This window comes from Niallia nealsonii, assembly GCF_002835805.1.
Taxonomy (GTDB): domain Bacteria; phylum Bacillota; class Bacilli; order Bacillales; family Cytobacillaceae; genus Niallia; species Niallia nealsonii.
In genome coordinates, this window is record NZ_PISE01000030.1 from 39,242 (window position 1) to 59,376 (window position 20,135).

Below are 20,135 nucleotides of genomic sequence, written 5' to 3' on the forward strand. Positions count from 1 at the left end.
GCTAAATATGTAGAGGAATTGTTAGAAGCTAATATAAACACAAAGATTTAATACAAATGGCAATAGATGCTGGTAAGATTGATTTTAAAATTAATCTTATTTTTTCTATGTTTTTATTAAAGAGTTGCATAATAAGGGAAATGGTGATAACGACTGATTTTTTTCTTTTTGCAACGCTAAATAATTAATTTCGAGAAAAAAGAATGGAGATATAAAGATGTATAGTTTTAAAAATGATTATAGCGAAGGTGCTCACCCTCGAATTTTACAAGCATTAGTAGACACTAACTTTGAGCAAGAGGCAGGATATGGGGAAGATCGTTTTTCAATAAAAGCGGTAGAATTATTAAAAGAAAAAATGGCAAGAACAGATGTGGATGTACACTTATTGGTAGGTGGCACCCAAACAAATCTTACTGCTATTTCAGCTTTTCTAAGACCACATGAGGCAGCAATTGCAGCAAAAAGCGGCCATATTTTCACACACGAAACAGGTGCAATTGAAGCAACTGGCCATAAAATATTATCCATCGAAACAGATGATGGAAAGATCACACCTGTTTCGATTAAAAAAGTGCTAGATGAACATACAGATGAACATATGGTAAAACCAAAGCTAGTATACATCTCTAATTCAACGGAGATAGGCTCCATATATAGAAAAAAGGAGGTAAAGGACTTAAGCGAATTCTGCCGCAAGAACAACCTTCTTCTATTTATGGACGGCGCAAGACTAGGGTCTGCTTTATGTTCGGAAGAAAATGACTTGAAGTTAAGTGACTTTCCTGATCTTGTTGATGCCTTTTATATTGGCGGTACAAAAAATGGGGCGCTTTTTGGAGAGGCATTAGTAATTTGCCATGAATCATTGAAGGAAGATTTTCGTTATCATATAAAGCAAAAAGGAGCAATGCTTGCAAAGGGAAGGTTATTAGGGATACAATTTGTAGAACTTTTCCGTGATAATTTGTTTTTTGATTTAGCACTACATGCGAATAAGATGGCAGAAATATTAAGAGATTTGCTGACTAAAATGAATTTTCAGTTTGTAACCCATTCAGCTTCTAATCAACTTTTTCCGATATTGCCTAATACGTTGATAGAAGAACTGCAAAAAAACTATGCTTTTCTTATTTGGGAAAAGATAGATGACAATGATTCTGCTATCCGTTTAGTTACATCTTGGGCAACCAAAGAGGATAAGGTATTAGCATTTATAGAAGATATAAAAAAATACCTTCCATAAAATCAACAACCTTAAAGATGTCTGATCCTATACTGGACAGACATCTTTAAGGTTAGTTTTGTACAGGAATAGTTATATGAAAAGTTGTGCCTTTTCCTTTTTGACTCTCGACTTTTAGCGAACCCTTCACTTTATCAATGGTATTGTAGACCATAAGCATACCAAGTCCTGTTCCTTCTTCTTTTGTAGAATAATATGGTTTGCCTAAACGGGATACTTCCTCTTTTGTCATTCCAATACCTGTGTCTTGTATGATGATAAGGATTTTTCCAGCTTTTTCTGATACATTAATGGTTAATGTGCCTCCACCGGTTTCTTTCATGGATTCAATTCCATTTTTGACTAAATTGATTAAGCATTGCTGTATTTGGTTACGATCATATCTTTTGGATAGTGTGTTAGTAAAGCTTAATTCAACATCAACTTGATGCATCCTAGCATAAGGAAGTAAAAGGTTTGTTGTATATTCCACCTCTTTATAAAGATTAGAATAAATCATATTCTCTGATTGAGGCTTGGCAAAAGAGAGATAATCACTAACAATTTTTTCTGCGCGCTTTAATTCTTGCAAGGATAGTTCCACATATTTTTTTTCCTCTTGCGTGATTGTTTGAGAATCATTTAAAAGTTGAAGAAAGCCGCTTGTTACAGTAAGCGGATTTCTTATTTCATGAGAAACGCTTGCAGATAATTCACTTACTACATTTAATCTCTCAGAATGCAGATATTTTTCTCTATCTTTATTATTGGCGATAATCCGCTCAATAAGAATTGTAATAATAGCAATCATTACAATATGTGTCATTAATGCGTGAAATGCCAATAGCCAAAATTCTTTTGATAATTCTTTGAAATAGGTGCTTAATAAGCTAAGATAAATGCCCATAAAAATAAATGAAACAGCGGAAGAAATTATTACTCTTTTTTTCGAATTCAGCTGTGAAAATTTATTGCTTAGCATAGGGATTAGCAGGAAGGCTGCTGTCGAAAAGAGAAAGGAATTGACGGTTCCCTCCCCGCCTACATAAAAGCGATAAATATTTAAAATTACATAGAGAGGAAATGCAGTTTTATATCCTCCGTAAAGAGCAACGATTATAAATGGAATATATCTCAAATCAAAAATAAATCCAATATTTAATCTAATAGGAGTAGTTATACAGAGAATCATCGTAAGAGAAGATAATATGATAACAACCCACCTATTAAAAGAATATGGTTTATGTTCAAAAAATATTAGATAGATCATTACTGGCAACAGTAGAAATAAAAAATTTAATAGTAATGTTTCAAACAATGGATGGCTTCCTTTCAGACTACTTATCATGATATGTTTTACTTTAATAATATTAGCAGATTTATGTAGTTAGTTAAATCAAAGACAGAAAAAATTTATTGAAACTAAGACTTTATCGTGCTAGTATAAATTAAAACTAAAGTGAATACTCCTTTAATTTGGTACAGAGAGACCGAAAAGGGCCAACAGATTAATGATTTGTTTTGTTGATTTTATATCTTTGTATATATATGCCCTTTTGTCTCAAAGACAGAAGGGTTTTATTTTTTTGTAAAGGGTCTATGCACAGTCAGCATATAGGCACTTGCAAAAGTTTTTTATGGTTGTTCTTCTTTTAAAGGAAGTCCTGTGAGGCTTAAAAAGAGAATGGAGTATTTGGTGCATATAATGATACAAGTCCATTCCCACCCCACAATAAAGAGAATTATGTTTGCTTAAGATATTGGAGGATGGAAATTATGAATTATCGCAAAAAAACAGTGGTAGCATCAGTTGCAGGCTTAACATTGGAAGGCATGGACATTATGTTTATTTCATTTGCCATGTCGATGATTATTGCTAATTTTAACATTGATTTAGCAACGGGAGGTCTAATATCTTCTATTACTAATATTGGAATGCTCGTAGGTGGAGTGATTTTCGGTATTATGGCAGATAAATTTGGAAGAGTAAAAGTATTTACCTATACGATTATTTTATTTGCAATTGGTACAGCATTAACAGGACTTGCAGCAAATATTGAGCAGGTTTACTTATTTCGGTTTATAGCAGGTCTTGGAGCTGGAGGAGAATATGGTATTGGGATGGCTCTTGTTGCTGAGGCATGGCCAAAGAATAAACAAGGAAGAGCATCTTCCTATGTTAGTGTTGGTGCACAATATGGTGTTATCTTGGCAGCTTTGCTTAGTGCCATTATTTTGCCTACATTAGGATGGAGAGCGTTATTTTTTGTTGGCGTGCTTCCAGTTATTTTTGCCTTTTTTGTTAGAAGAAATTTGGAGGAGTCTCCAGAATGGTTGGCAGCTCAAAAAGAGAAAAAAAATTCTAAGAAGAAAGAACAAGGAAAATTAGCGCAGTTGTTTAAAACACCAAGAACTGCTTTTACTACGATTTCTTTAGCGATTATGGCAACTGTTCAAATTGCAGGCTATAATGGGTTGATGATTTGGCTGCCATCTATGCTTCAGCAATCTCAAGGATTATCTGTTTCTAGTTCCGCATTGTGGACGATAAGTACTGCGGTTGGAATGATTATAGGAATGCTGACATTTGGTCAATTTATGGATAGGTTTGGGGCGAAACGATCATATGGAATTTTTCTGCTTGCCTCAAGCGCTGCTGTATTCTTATACTCTAATGCAGAAGGAAGTATTGGTGTTCTACTTGGTGGTGCCATTGTTGGCTTCTTCTCGAATGGAATGTTTGCTGGATATGGTGCATTAATAAGCAGTTATTACCCAGTTAGTATTCGCAGTACTGCTACTAATACTATTTTTAATTTTGGAAGAGCAATCGGAGGGTTATCTCCTATTTTAGTTGGATATATTTTACAAGAATATGACGTAACAGCTGCAATGACGTATTTAGCAATTCTATATTGTCTATCATTTTTTGCCATGCTTAGTCTAAAGAAAAAGCAATCCTCTACAGCTGTTGTTGATTAAGATGTTTTAGCATAATATCTATTAAAACAAAAAGCAGAAACCAATAAATATGGTTATCTGCTTTTTGTTTTAGGCTGTTTTCGTAAACTTTGTTGCTTTTAAAGGAGTAGGTTGATTTCCGTTTCAGGATGTCCACTTTCCGTGGGGCGGGCGGTGAGCATCCTCGGCGTATCCGCCTGCGGGGTCTCATCTGTCCGGCTAATCCCACAGGAGTCTAGCATCTTTCACGCCAATCAACTTGTTTTAGCAATAAATTTACTCATGGAAACTATTCGAAAAACCACATTCTTTTAGAAAACAGCCTTGTTTTAATAATAAAGAAATTATTTTTTTATCTCTATTTGACAGAACTTTGAACCCTACTTCGAGATGTTGGAAGGAATGAGCTATTCCTATAGTTCTCAGACTATAAACAGTAGGAAACTCCTACTGTTTAAGACTTCACTTTGTTAATTCTTTAGCATCAATGTTTTTGAAAACTTCACCCGCAATTGTCATGGCTTGAACTGCTTTTGGAAAACCAGCATATGCTGCACATTGCATGATAATTTCTTTAATCTCATTTTGGGTTATCCCTGTTTTTAATGCTGCACTTATATGAAATGGAAGTTGATCAAATAGTCCTTGTGATATAAGGGAGGTGATTGTAATAATTTCTCGTTTATCTAATGACAAACCTTCTCTTCCATATACATCACCATATCCAAATGATATAATCATGTCCCAAAAGTCTGGCGAAACCTCTCTCATATAGGAGATGCCTTCAAATTCTTCGTCTGATACCATTTTTTTTATTGTTTCAATTCCTTTATTATATCTTTTGCTGTTTTCCATCTTATTGCCTCCCCATTGTAGGTGGTATTTCATCCTTGTCGACAATTACTTCAATTACGACAGGTTTTTTTGTTTGTTCAATCATTTGTAAGGATTGATGAATGGCCTCTTTTAAATCAATTGGTGTAAAGCATTGGAAGGCTTCTAGACCCATGGATTGAGCAAATAATGAAATATTTACTGGTGTGTCATACACAGCACCAATAGACTTGCCATTCATTTTTCTCATACCCTTTTCCACCATATCCAGCATTCCGTTGTTTAGTGTAATAAATAAAACAGGAGCTTGGCTATTTAATGCAGTGGAGATTTCAGTTCCATGCATAAACATACAGCCATCTCCAACTAAACATACAATATTTTTATCTGGAGCAGCAATTTTTGCCCCGATAGAATATCCTATAGCATGTCCCATTGCACCAAAAACATCATCGAAAAAAAAGGTGCCAGGTTCAAATATATCAAAATATTTAATGCCGTAGAAAGTGTGGCTGCCATCATCACCAAAAATAACCGTGTCATCAGGCAAAGCATTTCTAATAACTTTTAATGTGTTAGCAGCAGACATACGTTTAAGGCGACTATTAATCTCGATCTCTTTTTTCTGTTTGGGCAATAGGTAGTTAGAATTGTCTATTTCCTTAACATCTTTAAGAATAGCTTTCAGATTTGCCCGAATATCCCCAAGTAAAGGAGTTGTAGGAACATCTAGGGTTTTTGCAATAAATGTTTGCTCATAATCGAAATGAACGATATGATCTGGGAACATATCTTGTGTAAAACCTGCCAATGACATATCACTAAGTTTTGTTCCAATAACTAATAATAAATCAACACCTTGAAGAAGGTACTCACTAGCTTCCATTGTACCTCCCAAGCCAAATCCACCTAAGGATAAGGTATGATTCGTAATAAATGTTCCTTTTCCTCCTGGAGTCGTTATTACAGGAATATTCCAATTTTCAGCTAAGCGTCGTACTTCATGATAGGATTTGCTTGAATGGACGCCCTTTCCTAAAAACATTAAGGGCCGTTTAGCGTTATTTAATAATGTAATAACATTGTCAACTAATGGTGAAATCATTTCATAGGATGTTGGTAAATCTAGTTGGAATGATTCTATTTCTTCTATTAAAATATCAAAGGGAATGGATAGATGAACGGGTCCTTTAATATCTGATAATGCTTTTTCAAGTGCATGCTGCAAGTAGATCTGCAGCATGTCGCTCCGTTCAACTCTTGCACTAAACTTTGTTACATGTTTGAACATTTCCACCAAATCTGTGCCAAATATAGAGGAATCCTGACCCATTGCTTTCCCTGTGTCCTTAACAGACGGATGTCCAGTAATAATAAGTAGTGGAATATTGGATGCTTTCGCTTGTCCTGCTGCTGTAAGCAAATTAGTTCCACCAGGGCCTGAAGTGCCTATCGCGACCCCTATTTTATTCGTCATTAATGAGTAGCCAGATGCACAAAATCCTCCCCCTGTCTCATGTTTGCTTAAGACAAAAGTGATATCCTCTTTATCTGAAGCATATATTAACGGAGAAATTGCTTTCCCTGGTATGCCAAAAATGTAATCAATGCCCCAATGTTTAAAGTTTTTTGCTAAAATAGTTGCACATGTTTTCATAAAAAATATTATCCTCTCAAATAGATATTATTTATTTCTGTTAACAATTTCGGCAGAGTCCTTTCAAAATGGCTTGCTGAAAGGGGTTTACTAAAAAGATATCCTTGTATTTCATCGCAGTTATATTTTTGCAGAATATCTAGCTGTTCTTTTGTTTCAACGCCCTCCGCAATTACCTTCAAATTAAGATTATGTGCTAAAGTAATAATGGCTTTTATAATATTTACATTATTTTCATCTAGCGAAATATCTCTGACAAAGGATTGGTCGATTTTCAAATAGTCTAGAGGGAATTTTTTTAGATAGTTAAGAGAACTATATCCAGTTCCAAAATCATCGATACTGATACAAACGCCAAGCTTTTTTAATTCTTGTAAAACATTTATGGAATAGTTATAATCCATTGCCATAGACTCTGTAATTTCTAATACTAGATATTTAGGATTCAGTTTTGTTTTAACAAGTATGTTTTTTACAAAATCGACTAAGTTTAATTTAAGAAATTGTTGTGTAGATAAGTTAACGGCAATTTGCAAGGAAGGGATTCCTGATTCTTGCCATTTCTTATTTTGGATGCAGGCTTCTTCAATAACCCATTCTCCAATTTCTGTAATTAAACCAGTTTCTTCTGCAAGTTCAATAAATTTATTGGGGTAAATTAAGCCAAGTGTCGGATGCTGCCATCTGACTAATGCTTCTACACCTACTATTTTTTTTGTTTTTATACAGACTTGTGGTTGATAGTGCAAAACAAGCTCATTATTTTTTATGGCCTTCCTTAAATCAATTTCAAGTTTTAGTTTTTCAATAGAATTATTTAATAAATCTGCTGTATATACTACATATTCATTTTTTCCTTGAGATTTAGCTTTGTACATTGCTGTATCCGCATAAATCATAAACCTTTCAAGGGGAATATAGGTAGAAGGATAGATAGCAATGCCAATGCTGACAGTTGTATGAAACTCATTGGAGTTTACAGTGAAAGGGTACTTAAATTGTTTTAATATCTTTTCCGCTGTTTCTATCACATAATGATTATCGTCAAAATCTTTTAATAAGAAGATGAATTCATCTCCACCCATACGAGCAAGTATATCATTTAATCCGAGGCAGTTCATTAGCCGCTTGGACACTTCTATTAAAAAAACATCACCATTTGAATGTCCGAATGTATCGTTTACAACTTTAAAACGGTCTAAATCTAAATATAATATGGCAAACTTAGATTTTTTTTCTTCAGTAAAAGTTTGAATAAGAGAATTCATTTCTTTTTGTATGAAGCGTCTGTTTGGCAAACCAGTTAAGTCATCGTGATACGCAAGATAGTTATATTTTTCTTCTATTAAATATCTGTCGGTTATGTCTCGAAACTGGCCAAATGCACCAACAAGTTTATCCTCTTCATAGATCTGCTGGGCATCGAATAAGCAGACAACTTGTTCTCCATTTTTGTTAAGAAACTTAAGCTCCACATTTTCATATTTTTCTCCATGCTCTATTACTTTCTTGAAATATTTTCCGGTTAATTCCGATTCATAGATTCTTCTGCCGATTACAGAGTTTCTGCTGTTATTCGATATTTTTTCCGCAAATTCGTTAAATTCAATAGTATAGCCTTTTTCATCCGTAATAACGATGCCATTTCTTGTTCTGCTAAGCATGATTTGATTCATAATGTTTAATTTTCTATTTTGTTTCCGTAGTAATAGTTCTCTTTCGATAGAGTCTACTACTTGAGAAAGCATAGTCAAAAATAGAGGGTTTTGATAATTTATGGGCATCATTATGCAGACACTTCCTAGTAAATTATCTTCGTCCGTATAATGAAAAGCTGCACCATAACAAGCAATATTGTAAAGAAAAGTATGATAATGCTGTTCACCTATTAATGTAATTGGATGTCTTTGTTGAAGGGACAAACTAATTACATTTGTACCTGTATCTTCTTGTGTGAAAAGACTTCCTTGTTTAATGCCAAATTGGTTAACGGTCGATTTGATTGCTTCATCACCTACCATATCTAATAAGTAACCTTCGGCATCAGAAATGACAATTAATAAAGGAGTCCCTTTAAGTGAATCTAAAAGCTTATGAGAGAAAAAGCTTACAACAGACAAGATTTCGCTATAAGATTTTCTTTTTAACTGCAGGTCTTGCTCTGTCATAAATATTTTAGGGCTAGCTACTTCATGTGGATTCATCCCCCTTTTTTTGCACTTTAATTTTGATTCAGTTATATAGCAGGGTTCTTTTGCTCCCATTATCAACACCTCAGAATGGTCATAATACAATAACCTTTATTTTAATATTAAATAGCATATTATACTAGAACACATTAAACTTTTTGTGCAGTAAAATAAGTGTATATATGTATATAATTATATTTTTTATCAAGTGAGAAAAAACTACCACCAAAAAACGATTGTAATATTTATGAATAAGCAAACGAATAAAGATAATAATGATGAAAGTGTTTTTTATTGGATGATTCAATTTTACTGTGCTAGAACTTAAAAAGCTACCGCATAAAAAGAGAGGATGATAGTAAACGCAGGCATATTTTAATTTGGACTTTATGCTTTTTTACTATACATATTTATTACCCTGATTAGGCAAAATAAGCAATGGAGGTGTGTACTATGACTAAAAATAAACAGGCTAGTGGGCTTAGTGATAAACAAGCTGTTAAAGGGAATTTTTCACGAGAATATGACCATGAATTTGCGAATGAACCGTTAACGGCAGCAGAAAAACTTAATAATAAAAAAACGAAAAAAAGACAATGATTTTATGAATCACTAAACGTCGTGAGACACTTTTAATCCTTTTTTAGGTTGTGTGCAAATGGTTATCTTCCGACGTACAAATCCATTGGAGCGAGTTAGTAGGAAGAAATCGTTTGTTCACAGCCTAAAATTATGTGAAGATGGAACTTCTTTTGATACGGGAGATGAAGCGTAGCCTAATGTGAAAAGGTATTTTTTTTCTTCTATAAGGTCAATTTGTCAAAATGAAAATACATAATTCGACAAGAAAGCGTTGACAATATATCTTGTGAGAATTTATAATAATATTATGGAACCGGTTCTACAAGATGTGTAAATAAGTTTGTTTTATATACTTATTTATCCAGATTTGAAACTGATTCTTTTTAATAGTTTTTTTGAAGTTTAATGAAAGCGATTATTTTTTTATAATAAAACGGAACCGATTCCAAATTTACGATTAACAAGTGATGATAATATGAATTGTTTAGGGGGAAGATTATGAAGCAGAAATGGTGGCAAAAAGAAGTTATTTATCAAATTTATCCTAAAAGTTTTTATGACTCAAACAATGATGGAATAGGCGATATAAAAGGTATTACAGAAAAATTAGATTATTTACAGTCTTTAGGAATAACGATGGTATGGATATGTCCAATATACCAATCTCCAATGGCCGATAATGGATACGATATTTCAGATTATTATCAATTGAATCCAGAGTTTGGCGAGATGAAAGACTTAGATGAGTTAATTGGAAAGGCAAGAGAAAAAGGAATCAAAATTGTCCTTGATTTAGTCATAAATCATACATCTGATGAACATCCATGGTTCCAAGATTTTCTAGAAAATCCTAATAGCAAGTATAAAGATTATTATGTAGTGAAATCCGGTAAAGATGGCCAGCCTCCTAATAATTGGCGCTCTGTTTTTGGAGGAAGTGTATGGGAACCTTTAAAAAATACAAATTATTATTATTTCCATTCTTTTGGAGTAAAGCAGCCAGACTTAAATTGGGAAAATAAAGAAGTACGTGAAGAATTGTATAAAATGGTTAACTATTGGCTGGATAAGGGAATTGCTGGTTTTAGAGTCGATGCGATCACGTTTATTAAGAAAGATCAATCTTATGAAGATTCTCCTGCAGATGGAGTAGATGGACTTGCAAAATGTACAAAAAAGGGACGCAATCAACCAGGCATCGAAAAATTTCTGCATGAACTACAAGAAAAAACCTTTTCAAAGTATGATTGCGTAACAATTGGCGAAGCACCTGGTGTACCATATGAGCAATACGGAGACTTCATTGGCGATAATGGATATTTCTCCATGATTTTTGATTTTAGATATGCAGATCTTGATGTAGCTTCTGGAAGTGAATGGTTTAAAAGGGTCGATTGGAATGTAATAGATTTAAAAAATTTAATATTTACTAGCCAAACAGAAATCCAAAAGGTCGGCTGGGGTGCCAACTTTTTAGAAAACCATGATCAAAATAGATCGATAAGCAAATATATAAAGGAAGCAGAAAATCGCAACTTCTATTCTGCAACGATGCTAGGAGCAATGTTTTTCTATCTGCGTGGAACTCCTTTTATATATCAAGGTCAAGAAATTGGAATGACTAATTTCAAAAGAAAAAGCATTAATGAGTTTGACGATATTTCAAGCATTGATCAGTATTATCGTTCTATGAATGAAGGGTTTAGTAAAGAAGAAGCTTTGCACTTTATCAACTTGCGGAGCCGAGATAATTCAAGAACACCATTTCATTGGAGCGAAAGAGAATATGGTGGATTCTCAGAAGTGAAGCCGTGGTTAGGAATGAATGAGAATTACAAATCGATAAATGTAGAGCAGCAAGAAAAAGATCCAGATTCTATCTTGAATTTCTATAAAAAAATCATTCAAGTAAGACAGTCAGGCATGGCAAGTGAATGCTTAAGCTTTGGTGAAATTGAACCAATCTTAGAAGATCACCCACATATAGTTGCGTATAAACGCAAATTGAATGGAAAAGAAGTAATTTGTTATTTCAATTTTTCATCAGAAAGCAATGTAGTCAAACTAGAACATAAAGTGCATGAAGTTTTATTAAACAACTACAAAGACGAAGAAGAAATAATAACTATACAAGATTACGTACTAAAACCATATCAAGCTTTACTACTTTTAAAGAAAGAAGAGAATAGTTATGAATGAAAACAAATACGAACGCATAGGTAAAGAAATTATTGATGTAATAGGTGAAGATAATATTGAATCATATACTCACTGTGCTACTAGATTGCGTTTTTCTATTAAAGATCGCGCGAAGATCAATGATGAAGCTATTGAAAGCATTGATGAAGTAAAAGGCGTATTTTTTAATGCTGGCCAGTATCAGGTTATTTTAGGTACTGGTACGGTTAATAAAGTATATGCTGCCTTGAGGGGAAATAAGCCAGAACAAGATGAGGCACAATCCAAGAAGAAGGATGTTTCATCTTCTAAAAAGGAAAAGGGAATAAGAAGAGCTGTACGCACACTTGCTGATATATTTATTCCGATTATCCCGATTATTGCTGCAACAGGACTATTTCTTGGTTTAAAGGGCGTAATATTTAGTGACGCTATTTTAGGGCTAATAGGGATGACTGGCGATGATATTCCTGCTTATTTGAAGACGCTTATCTCTGTTCTTACAGATACTGCATTCGCTTTTTTGCCAGCATTAATTTGCTGGTCTGCATTTAGGAACTTTGGCGGAATGCCAATAATCGGTTTTGTAATCGGTTTAATGCTAGTTTCTCCTGCTCTTCCAAATGCTTATGCAGTAGCAGATATCAATAGCGGGGTAGAACCAATTATGGCATTTGGGTTTATTCCAGTGGTTGGATACCAAGGCAGTGTATTAACAGCACTCGTTATTGGAATTTTAGGAGCAAAGCTTGAGAAGAAATTGCGAGCCGTGATGCCAAATGCATTGGATTTAATTTTTACCCCTTTTCTTGTTTTATTAACAATGATGATTACTGGTTTGCTGGTTTTAGGGCCATTATTGCATATATTAGAAATGGGATTGGTGCATGTTGTGACAGCGCTTATTCATGCTCCTTTTGGAATTGGCGGCCTTTTGATTGGCTTCATCTATCCGTTGGCCGTTATGACAGGAATGCACCATTTATTCATAATGATTGAAACAACATTGCTCGCAAATACCGGATTTAATCCGCTGATCACTTTATGTGCAATGTATGGATTTGCGAATGCTGGAACTTGTCTGGGAATTACAATTAAAGCTAAAAAACGTACTGTAAAGGTTGCTGGAGCAAGTGCAACGCTTACTCAATTGCTTGGTGTCAGCGAGCCTGCATTGTTTGGTGTAGTAATGAGATATAGCATGAAACCACTATATGTCATGATTTCCTGTTCGACTGTTGGTGGTATGATTCTTTCTGTCTTAAACATCAAAGCCAACTCCTATGGTTTAGCAGTAATTCTTTCTCCGTTAATGTACATCTACGAATGGAATCAATTAGTAACATATATCGTAGTTGGCATTGTAATTTTTATAGCGGCATTTGTGCTTACTTCTTTATTTGCAGTACCTAAAGAAGTAATGGTTGAAGACAAAGCATCAACTCAAAAAAATGTGAGTATATAAATAGATTGATAGTAAATAGAACGCATCGGTTTGCTAAGAACGGGTTGCTTTAGCAACTCGTTTTTCATTTTTAAAATTATTTTTTGGAGGAAAGTTAATTATGGAATGGACGAATGAAGCACGCTATCGTACATGTGACAGTATGACTGTAGAAGAGAGAAAGAAACTAGAATTGTCAGTATCGAGAAGTCTATGGCGGCAACGATATCATATTCAGCCGCCATATGGTTTATTAAACGATCCTAACGGCTTTGTTTGGTATAAAGATCGCTACTATTTATTTTATCAATGGTTTCCCTTTGGGGCTGTACATGGTATGAAACATTGGTACCAGACAGCATCAGCAGATCTAGTAAACTGGGAAAACAAAGGAGTTGCTGTAAAACCAGAGTTGCCATTTGAAAGCCACGGGATATACTCAGGCAGTGGATTTGTTCATAATGAGTTCCTTTATCTGTTTTATACAGCAAATAAACGAGATGAAGAATGGAATCGTCATGCCTCTCAGTGCTTGATAATAATGGATGATAAGGGGAAGATGATAAAGCAAGATACACCTATAATTAAGAAGCAGCCGAAGGGATATACAGAACATTTTAGAGATCCAAAAGTTTGGAAAGGAAAAAATAGTTTCTATATGGTAGTAGGGGCCCAACGTGAAGACTTAACGGGATGTGTTCTTCTTTATGAATCGGATAATTTAAAGAATTGGAATTGGCTAGGAGAGTTAAAGACGAAAGAAGTAGATTTTGGTTTTATGTGGGAATGCCCCGACTATTTTGAATGGCAAAACCATGGTGTACTGCTATTTTCTCCCCAAGGGCTTCCACCAGAAGGTGACTATTTCCAGAATATTTACCAATCTGGGGCATATATAGGGAAGCCATTAGATATAGAGAATAACTATTTTGAGCATGGTGCTTTTCAAGAATTGGATGCGGGTTTTGATTTTTATGCCCCACAAACAACATTATCACCAGATGGTAAACGTTTGCTTGTTGGTTGGATGGGACTGCCAGAAATAGAATATCCGACAGATAAAGAAGGATGGGCCCATTGCTTAACTATCCCAAGAGAACTTTCAATTAAGGATAATATTCTTTATCAAAAGCCTGTACGAGAACTACAAGAAAAACGAAAAAATAAAGTGAAAAGAGCATTAAATATATGTGAAAGTATAGAGAATGTGGAAGAATTTTCAGGACAATCATATGAAATGATTGTTGATATAGAAGTAGGAAGTGCTAAAAGTGCAGGGTTGAAGCTACGTGTTGGAGAAGAAGAAGAAACATTGCTCTATCTTAATAAATTAGCTCAAAAGGTAGTACTTGATCGTACAAAAGCTGGAGAATCATTTGCGCAAGAATATGGAACAATTCGTCAGAAAGCATATTTAAAAGAAAAAATACGGCTTCACATATTTATGGATGTTTCCTCCGTTGAAGTATTTGTGAATGATGGAGAAATTGTTTTTACAGCCCGTTTATTCCCCCAAGAGGAGAGTTGTGGAGTTCAATTCTTTGCAGAAGAAGGGATTGCGAATTTTGAAGCTGTACAATGGAAATACGAATAGAGTAAACTTTTCTTTATTAGGGAATTTTTGGATTTTAAATCTCGCCTTTTAGCAAGTTTAATAATATAGTGTTTATTTTTTATAAATGAAGAGGATAGTTCAAACGTCATTTTTGGACGAAGGAGTATCCTCTTTTTGTATCTACAAGTTTAATAGATTTTTGTTTAGATAAATAGTGCCACTATTTTCTCTTAATTGCTGACAAGATTCCAATTGTTAAACTGCAGCAATGGAATATTCATGTGAAGGTTTATTGGGGGGAATTTAAATATATGACTAAATATACTAGGATGAAAGAAAAAATAAAAGATGAAATTTAGTATTTTATAGTGGGAGGATTAAGCTACTATAAGAATTTTTAAGTGAAAGGACATGGGAGATAACAGAACGCTGGTATGCTTCTTTAAATTAAGAATCAGGAGGGAATTTATAATACAACCAATCCGAAGAAAATTAAACAATTAAAAGAGCAAAATCATGATTTCCATCAGCGCTTTGTGGAGATAGTTACTATTTCAACAGAAGATTTCAAAGCCAATATAGAAGAATATATTTCTATGATTGTAAAGGATGAGACTCATCAAAACACGCCGCTTTCAGAAATTATTGGAGAGTTTTTGCGTCAGCAGTATGTATATATAGATACAGTGGTTGCACATCAACTTTTTCAACTAATTGATGGATTAAAGCTAATTGGCATTACGTGCAGCATATCGGGGATATTGCCAAGTATTGCACAAACAGCTATCCAATTAGGCATGAATTTTCATGAAATTGATACATATTCAACTTTACAGCAAGCGTTAGAGAAACATCAGTGGAAAAAATATTTAGCTAAAAACACGGCATCATATTATTCCTTATATAAACTGCATAATAAGGAGCTTTCCTCATAAAAGAACTTTTTTATAATTCTTTTATGAGGAAAGCTTTTTTTGCGGAAAATATAAATTATTAATTTTGATAATTTTCAATTTATTTTTAAATACTAGTTGACGGGTAGGAATAATGCGATATATAATCTGTTTAATAAAAAAAATAAAAAGCTGATCAAACATCCGAAGGCATAACCAAGTCGAAGGGTTATGATTCTTTTATACCTTTTTTAGCTTTTCCCATTAATTAAAACAAATAGAGGTGTATATAATGAAAAAGTTAATCGTTTTTGCTTTTATTGGCTTGCTTGCACAATTGATTGATGGTGCTTTAGGGATGGCTTACGGTGTTACATCGACGTCTCTGTTATTGGCTTTCAGCATTTCTCCTGCTGTTGCATCTGCTTCTGTTCATTTAGCAGAAGTAGTAACAACAGCTGCATCAGGGGCATCTCATATAAGATTTGGAAATGTAGATAAAAAAACAGTTTATCAACTAATTATTCCAGGTTCGATCGGAGCATTTTTAGGGGCAACATTTTTAAGCAATATACCAGGAGATTTGGCAAAACCATATATTTCTTTATTCCTTCTAGGATTAGGTGCATATGTCCTTATTAGATTTTTATTTAACTTTCGACCAAGTGAAGAGAAAAAGGGACTTGATTTAAGTAAAAAACAAGCGATCCCATTAGGTCTAATTGCTGGATTTGCAGATGCAACTGGCGGCGGAGGCTGGGGCCCAATTGCTACACCGGTTTTATTATCCCGCAAAGGCATGAGTGCGCGTAAAGTAGTAGGTACAGTTGATACAAGTGAATTTGCTATAGCGGTTTCTGCAACACTTGGTTTTTTCATCTCTTTAGGATGGGAGCAAGTAAACTGGTTATGGGTTGGAGCATTAATGATTGGCGGAATTATTGCAGCACCAATAGCTGCATGGCTTGTTCAGAAAATTCATGCACAGTTAATGGGTGTACTTGTAGGTGGTTTTATTATTCTTGTAAATGCAAGAAACTTGTTAACATCTTGGATTGATCAGGCAGCCCTTTATCCATATGTATACGCAGCAATTATTATTATTTGGATAGCAGCAATAGTTTATACTGTTTCAAAAATCGGCGGTTTTAAAAAGACTAAAAAAGTAAAAGTTAATTCAATAGCTGACTAGAAAACTAGAGGCTCTCGGATTAAGTAAGTTTCTTACTTAAACTGGGGGTCTTTTTTATAAATAAATATGATCATTAAAATAGAATAAATATGGGACAGTTTGTCCATTTATTAATAAATAGAAGAAATTTAACATACCTTCATAAAAAAGGAATGAGAGGATGAGAAAGTGATGGCAAAAGTTATAATTATTACTGGTGCACCAAATGATTACTCACGTTTAAATGGAATATTGGATTATAGTATAAAACTATTGAAAAAAACAGGAATTTCTTATGACGTTATAAAAGTACATGAACTTCCAGCAGAAGATTTGATTCAGGCCAAGTTTGATAGTGAAGCAATCAGAAAGGCCAATAAAAAAGTAGAAAATGCAGCAGGGGTGCTTATTTTTACACCAGTGTATAAAGCTGCTTACTCTGGAATTGTAAAAACATATCTTGATTTACTTCCCCAAAAGGGACTGGAAGATAAAATTATTTTACCCTTAGTGATAGGGGGATCTTTTGGACATTTGCTTACAATTGAATATGCACTGAATCCAGTGTTATCGGCCTTAGGAGCCACTTATATAATCAAAGGGGTATACACTATTGATAAGGATGTAGAAAGACTTGATAACAATCAATTTTCTCTAAAGGAAGAAGTGCAGCAAAGAATTGAAAAAGGTATAGATGCATTCATTAAAGTAATATCGGATTAACAATGACCATAAATAGTTAGGGAGAATCAGTATACAAAAGAATAGAAGACTAGAAGATAAGCCATAGTATATATCCATTAGAAAATGCTTATTTAAATCTTCCTGCAACTATGTTCTATTAGTCAGGAGGATTTTCTTTAAAACTAAATGAGTTCATTACTTCGTATCTAGGAGATCCATATGTCCATAATTAATGCGACTAGAAAAATGGAGCAGCCTTTTCTTTAGTGGATAAGTCTGCACTTTTTTTACGGTTAACAACTTAATTTATAGAAAAGAAAAAAATAGTAAAATTGCGCCATTTCTAAAAAAGAAACGGTGCAACTTTACTGATAAATAGGAATAGATATTTTTACGAAATTTAATCGAAAATTTCCTAATAAGTGGTTGATTTACCCACTAATACATAATATGATTAATAAAAACATATATTCATATAGATATACTCGGTATTAAGAGTACTAACAAATAATTTGTAAAAAATTCCAATTTCCATTAGATAACAAGCTATAAAAGCATGAAGCAAATTTAACATTATGGGGGAGAGAAATGAAACGTTCTATCAAAGGGGAATATGCAGCAAGTGTAATATTAGCACGAGACTGCAATCAACTGGACATCGTTATGACACCCCAGAGAAAATCAGAAAAACCACTGCTATTTATTATGCAGAATAAATATTGCTGCAATTAAAAACAGATTATGCTCAAGGATAGCTAGAGAAGGATATTAATTTCATAAGAATTCCAATGGAATTAATGGAGGAGAAGTAATCTGCAGCCTAGAGGGACCACTTTTGGTTATTGCTAAATTGCTTGCATATGTTCTTTTAAAAAACAGCCTTGGAAGACCTGCTTTTAAACCGTATGAGTCTAATAAAAGGAGAGGATTTAGATGTCTTCAAAAAATAAAATGGATCAAGAAATCATTGATAAAATTATTAGTTTTATAGAAAATATGGAGTTTGGAACGATTCAAATAACCGTGCATGACTCCCAAGTAACACAAATTGAAAAAGGGGAAAAATATCGTTTTGCTTTGAAGAAAAATGATAAGGGCAAGGGAAAACAATAGTTATACAACATTTTACAAAAAGCCGCTTAGACGGTTTTTTTTATTTTGTTATTTTTTACAGATTGCTCCTATGTATATACTAGAATTTGCATAATAGAAATAAGCTAATTTAAATTAGTCCGCTTATAGTTTGTTTTGTACAAGCAGAACCATTTACTTTATTTAAATAGTAGTCTATTTAAAAGGAAAATACTTCATTAGGTAGATTTGTATGAAACTTATATAAAGCGCTTATATTTTTAATGAAGGAGCAAAATGGGATGAAACAGAAGTTGGCACGAATGCGATTGGTTTTGCAAAACGATTAAAAAGATCGACTGTTGTAAATTGATCATCGTATTTTAGATGAAGCACCTGCAGCAGAATTTTTAGGACAAGTAATCTATTATCTGGAGCACCCATATTTGCTTGTTTTATAAAGTATAAGATCTATTGCAATGGGAACATGTTAAGAATAGTTAACATCAAAAGGATAGAGACTTGTGTTAACTATTTGGTAAGATGAAAAAACAGTTGACACTATCCATTAATTCCTATAAAGTACAAAAGTATGTTTTTTTAGGAGGAAATTATGGAGACCCAGAATCAGACACAGGTTAAGATTACAACAGCAGATCCATCTGCTTTAGGTTTATTTGGTTTAGCAATGGTAACACTTGTTGCTTCTTCTCAAAAGCTTGGTTTAACAGAAGGTGTTTCACTTGTTTTGCCTTGGGCAATCTTTTTAGGAGGCATTGCACAGCTGATTGCTTCTATCTTAGATTCAAAGCATAATAATATTTTTGGCACTACTGCTTTTGGTGCGTTTGGATTATTTTGGTTTGGAGTTGGAACAAGTTGGCTTATCCAATTAGGATGCTTTGGAGAAACTCTTGCTGCAGCAGCAGATATAAAACAGCTTGGATTTGCATTTATTGGATATTTAATTTTTAGTTTGTTTATGACAATAGGTGCTTTAGAAACACATAAGGTATTGTTCTTTATATTTGTATTTATTGATTTCTTATTTATTGGTTTATCATTAAGTTCTTTTGACATTATGTACGAAATAACACATATGCTTGCAGCAATTGCAGAGCTGTGCATTGCTTTATTATCTTTTTACGGATGTGGAGCAATTGTGCTGAATACACATTTTGGAAAAGTAGTATTGCCGATTGGAAAACCGTTTGGAATATTTAAAAAGTAAGAAAAAGATGGGTGTCGAAATAGACACTCATCTTTTTTAGATGAAAGTAATAACAATCAAGTAGTAATATCGACAGAAGTTGTTGGGGCAAAATTGGCTACAACTAATACAACTGGAGAATTTGCTTCAATAGTTGAACCATTTGGAACGTCAATAACTAGTTGGCCAGTACCAGTTGCACCAGGTGTATAAGTTAATAAACCTTCCATTTGTAATACACCATTTACATAGACTTCAATATAGCTGTTGTTTGCAGTTAACTCAGGCAATGAAGTAACAGCTCCTCCTGTATCATTAACAAAGTCTGCTGCATCAATCGTTAATACAGCTTCTCCAATTACAGTTGCTCCTACTTCATAGAAGAAACGGCTTACTGTTGGAGCAGTTACTGTTTCAGCAGTGGCAGTTATGGCAAGTTTCATTATTTTAAGCGGCATTCCATTCACTCCTTTCTTTTTTT

The 20,135-nt window shown here is 33.8% G+C and carries 17 protein-coding genes and 1 pseudogene; 13 read left to right on the forward strand and 5 right to left on the reverse strand.

Features of this window, described 5'->3' with window-relative positions:
• Positions 1–217: 217 nt before the first annotated feature.
• A complete protein-coding gene (locus tag CWS01_RS14005; RefSeq protein WP_101177820.1) occupies positions 218–1,246 on the forward strand; it encodes a threonine aldolase family protein in 1,029 nt (342 codons plus the stop codon).
• Between the two features lie 52 nt (positions 1,247–1,298).
• Here the strand turns inward: CWS01_RS14005 and CWS01_RS14010 are convergent, their stop codons facing one another.
• Positions 1,299–2,543 carry a sensor histidine kinase gene (locus tag CWS01_RS14010; protein WP_101177821.1) on the reverse strand — a complete coding sequence of 415 codons (1,245 nt, stop codon included), beginning with the start codon at positions 2,541–2,543 and terminating at the stop codon, positions 1,299–1,301.
• Between the two features lie 458 nt (positions 2,544–3,001).
• Here CWS01_RS14010 and CWS01_RS14015 point away from each other — a divergent pair, with 458 nt between their 5' ends.
• Complete coding sequence (locus tag CWS01_RS14015) at positions 3,002–4,207, forward strand: MFS transporter (protein ID WP_101177822.1); 1,206 nt, start codon at positions 3,002–3,004, stop codon at positions 4,205–4,207.
• Positions 4,208–4,648: 441 nt separating this feature from the next.
• Here CWS01_RS14015 and CWS01_RS14020 read toward each other — a convergent pair whose 3' ends face one another.
• The 3 genes from CWS01_RS14020 to CWS01_RS14030 are packed head-to-tail and all read right to left on the reverse strand — an operon-like array spanning position 4,649 to position 8,941.
• Positions 4,649–5,041 carry a carboxymuconolactone decarboxylase family protein gene (locus CWS01_RS14020; protein WP_101177823.1) on the reverse strand — a complete coding sequence of 131 codons (393 nt, stop codon included), beginning with the start codon at positions 5,039–5,041 and terminating at the stop codon, positions 4,649–4,651.
• Between the two features lies 1 nt (position 5,042).
• Complete coding sequence (locus CWS01_RS14025) at positions 5,043–6,677, reverse strand: thiamine pyrophosphate-binding protein (RefSeq protein WP_101177824.1); 1,635 nt, start codon at positions 6,675–6,677, stop codon at positions 5,043–5,045.
• A gap of 8 nt (positions 6,678–6,685) precedes the next feature.
• Complete coding sequence (locus CWS01_RS14030; protein WP_101177825.1) at positions 6,686–8,941, reverse strand: EAL domain-containing protein; 2,256 nt, start codon at positions 8,939–8,941, stop codon at positions 6,686–6,688.
• Between the two features lie 378 nt (positions 8,942–9,319).
• Between CWS01_RS14030 and sspO the strand changes: the two genes are divergently transcribed.
• From sspO to CWS01_RS14075, 11 genes and pseudogenes are all read left to right on the forward strand, one after another.
• Positions 9,320–9,466 carry a small acid-soluble spore protein O gene (sspO, locus tag CWS01_RS14035; RefSeq protein ID WP_101177826.1) on the forward strand — a complete coding sequence of 49 codons (147 nt, stop codon included), beginning with the start codon at positions 9,320–9,322 and terminating at the stop codon, positions 9,464–9,466.
• Between the two features lie 480 nt (positions 9,467–9,946).
• A complete protein-coding gene (locus CWS01_RS14040; protein ID WP_101177827.1) occupies positions 9,947–11,647 on the forward strand; it encodes an alpha-glucosidase in 1,701 nt (566 codons plus the stop codon).
• Positions 11,640–13,091 (forward strand): PTS transporter subunit EIIC, encoded by a 1,452-nt coding sequence (locus CWS01_RS14045; protein ID WP_101177828.1) that lies wholly within the window; start codon positions 11,640–11,642, stop codon positions 13,089–13,091. Before CWS01_RS14040 ends, CWS01_RS14045 begins: the two co-directional genes overlap by 8 nt.
• Before the next feature lie 100 nt (positions 13,092–13,191).
• Positions 13,192–14,664, forward strand: a complete 1,473-nt coding sequence (locus CWS01_RS14050; protein ID WP_101177829.1) for a glycoside hydrolase family 32 protein — start codon at positions 13,192–13,194, stop codon at positions 14,662–14,664.
• A gap of 638 nt (positions 14,665–15,302) precedes the next feature.
• Positions 15,303–15,560, forward strand: a pseudogene (locus CWS01_RS23490) (STAS domain-containing protein); the annotation flags it as partial.
• A 250-nt stretch (positions 15,561–15,810) separates the two neighbouring features.
• Complete coding sequence (locus tag CWS01_RS14060; RefSeq protein WP_101177830.1) at positions 15,811–16,710, forward strand: sulfite exporter TauE/SafE family protein; 900 nt, start codon at positions 15,811–15,813, stop codon at positions 16,708–16,710.
• Between the two features lie 171 nt (positions 16,711–16,881).
• A complete protein-coding gene (ssuE, locus tag CWS01_RS14065) occupies positions 16,882–17,412 on the forward strand; it encodes an NADPH-dependent FMN reductase (protein WP_101177831.1) in 531 nt (176 codons plus the stop codon).
• Between the two features lie 549 nt (positions 17,413–17,961).
• Complete coding sequence (locus tag CWS01_RS22425; protein ID WP_157827657.1) at positions 17,962–18,105, forward strand: hypothetical protein; 144 nt, start codon at positions 17,962–17,964, stop codon at positions 18,103–18,105.
• Between the two features lie 201 nt (positions 18,106–18,306).
• Positions 18,307–18,486 (forward strand): YezD family protein, encoded by a 180-nt coding sequence (locus CWS01_RS14070; RefSeq protein ID WP_101177832.1) that lies wholly within the window; start codon positions 18,307–18,309, stop codon positions 18,484–18,486.
• A gap of 338 nt (positions 18,487–18,824) precedes the next feature.
• Positions 18,825–18,905, forward strand: coding sequence for a hypothetical protein (locus tag CWS01_RS23335; RefSeq protein WP_328588919.1), 81 nt, complete (start codon positions 18,825–18,827; stop codon positions 18,903–18,905).
• Between the two features lie 152 nt (positions 18,906–19,057).
• Complete coding sequence (locus tag CWS01_RS14075; RefSeq protein ID WP_101177833.1) at positions 19,058–19,675, forward strand: acetate uptake transporter; 618 nt, start codon at positions 19,058–19,060, stop codon at positions 19,673–19,675.
• 56 nt (positions 19,676–19,731) lie between these two features.
• Here CWS01_RS14075 and CWS01_RS14080 read toward each other — a convergent pair whose 3' ends face one another.
• Positions 19,732–20,112 carry a DUF4183 domain-containing protein gene (locus CWS01_RS14080; protein ID WP_101177834.1) on the reverse strand — a complete coding sequence of 127 codons (381 nt, stop codon included), beginning with the start codon at positions 20,110–20,112 and terminating at the stop codon, positions 19,732–19,734.
• Between the last annotated feature and the right edge of the window lie 23 nt (positions 20,113–20,135).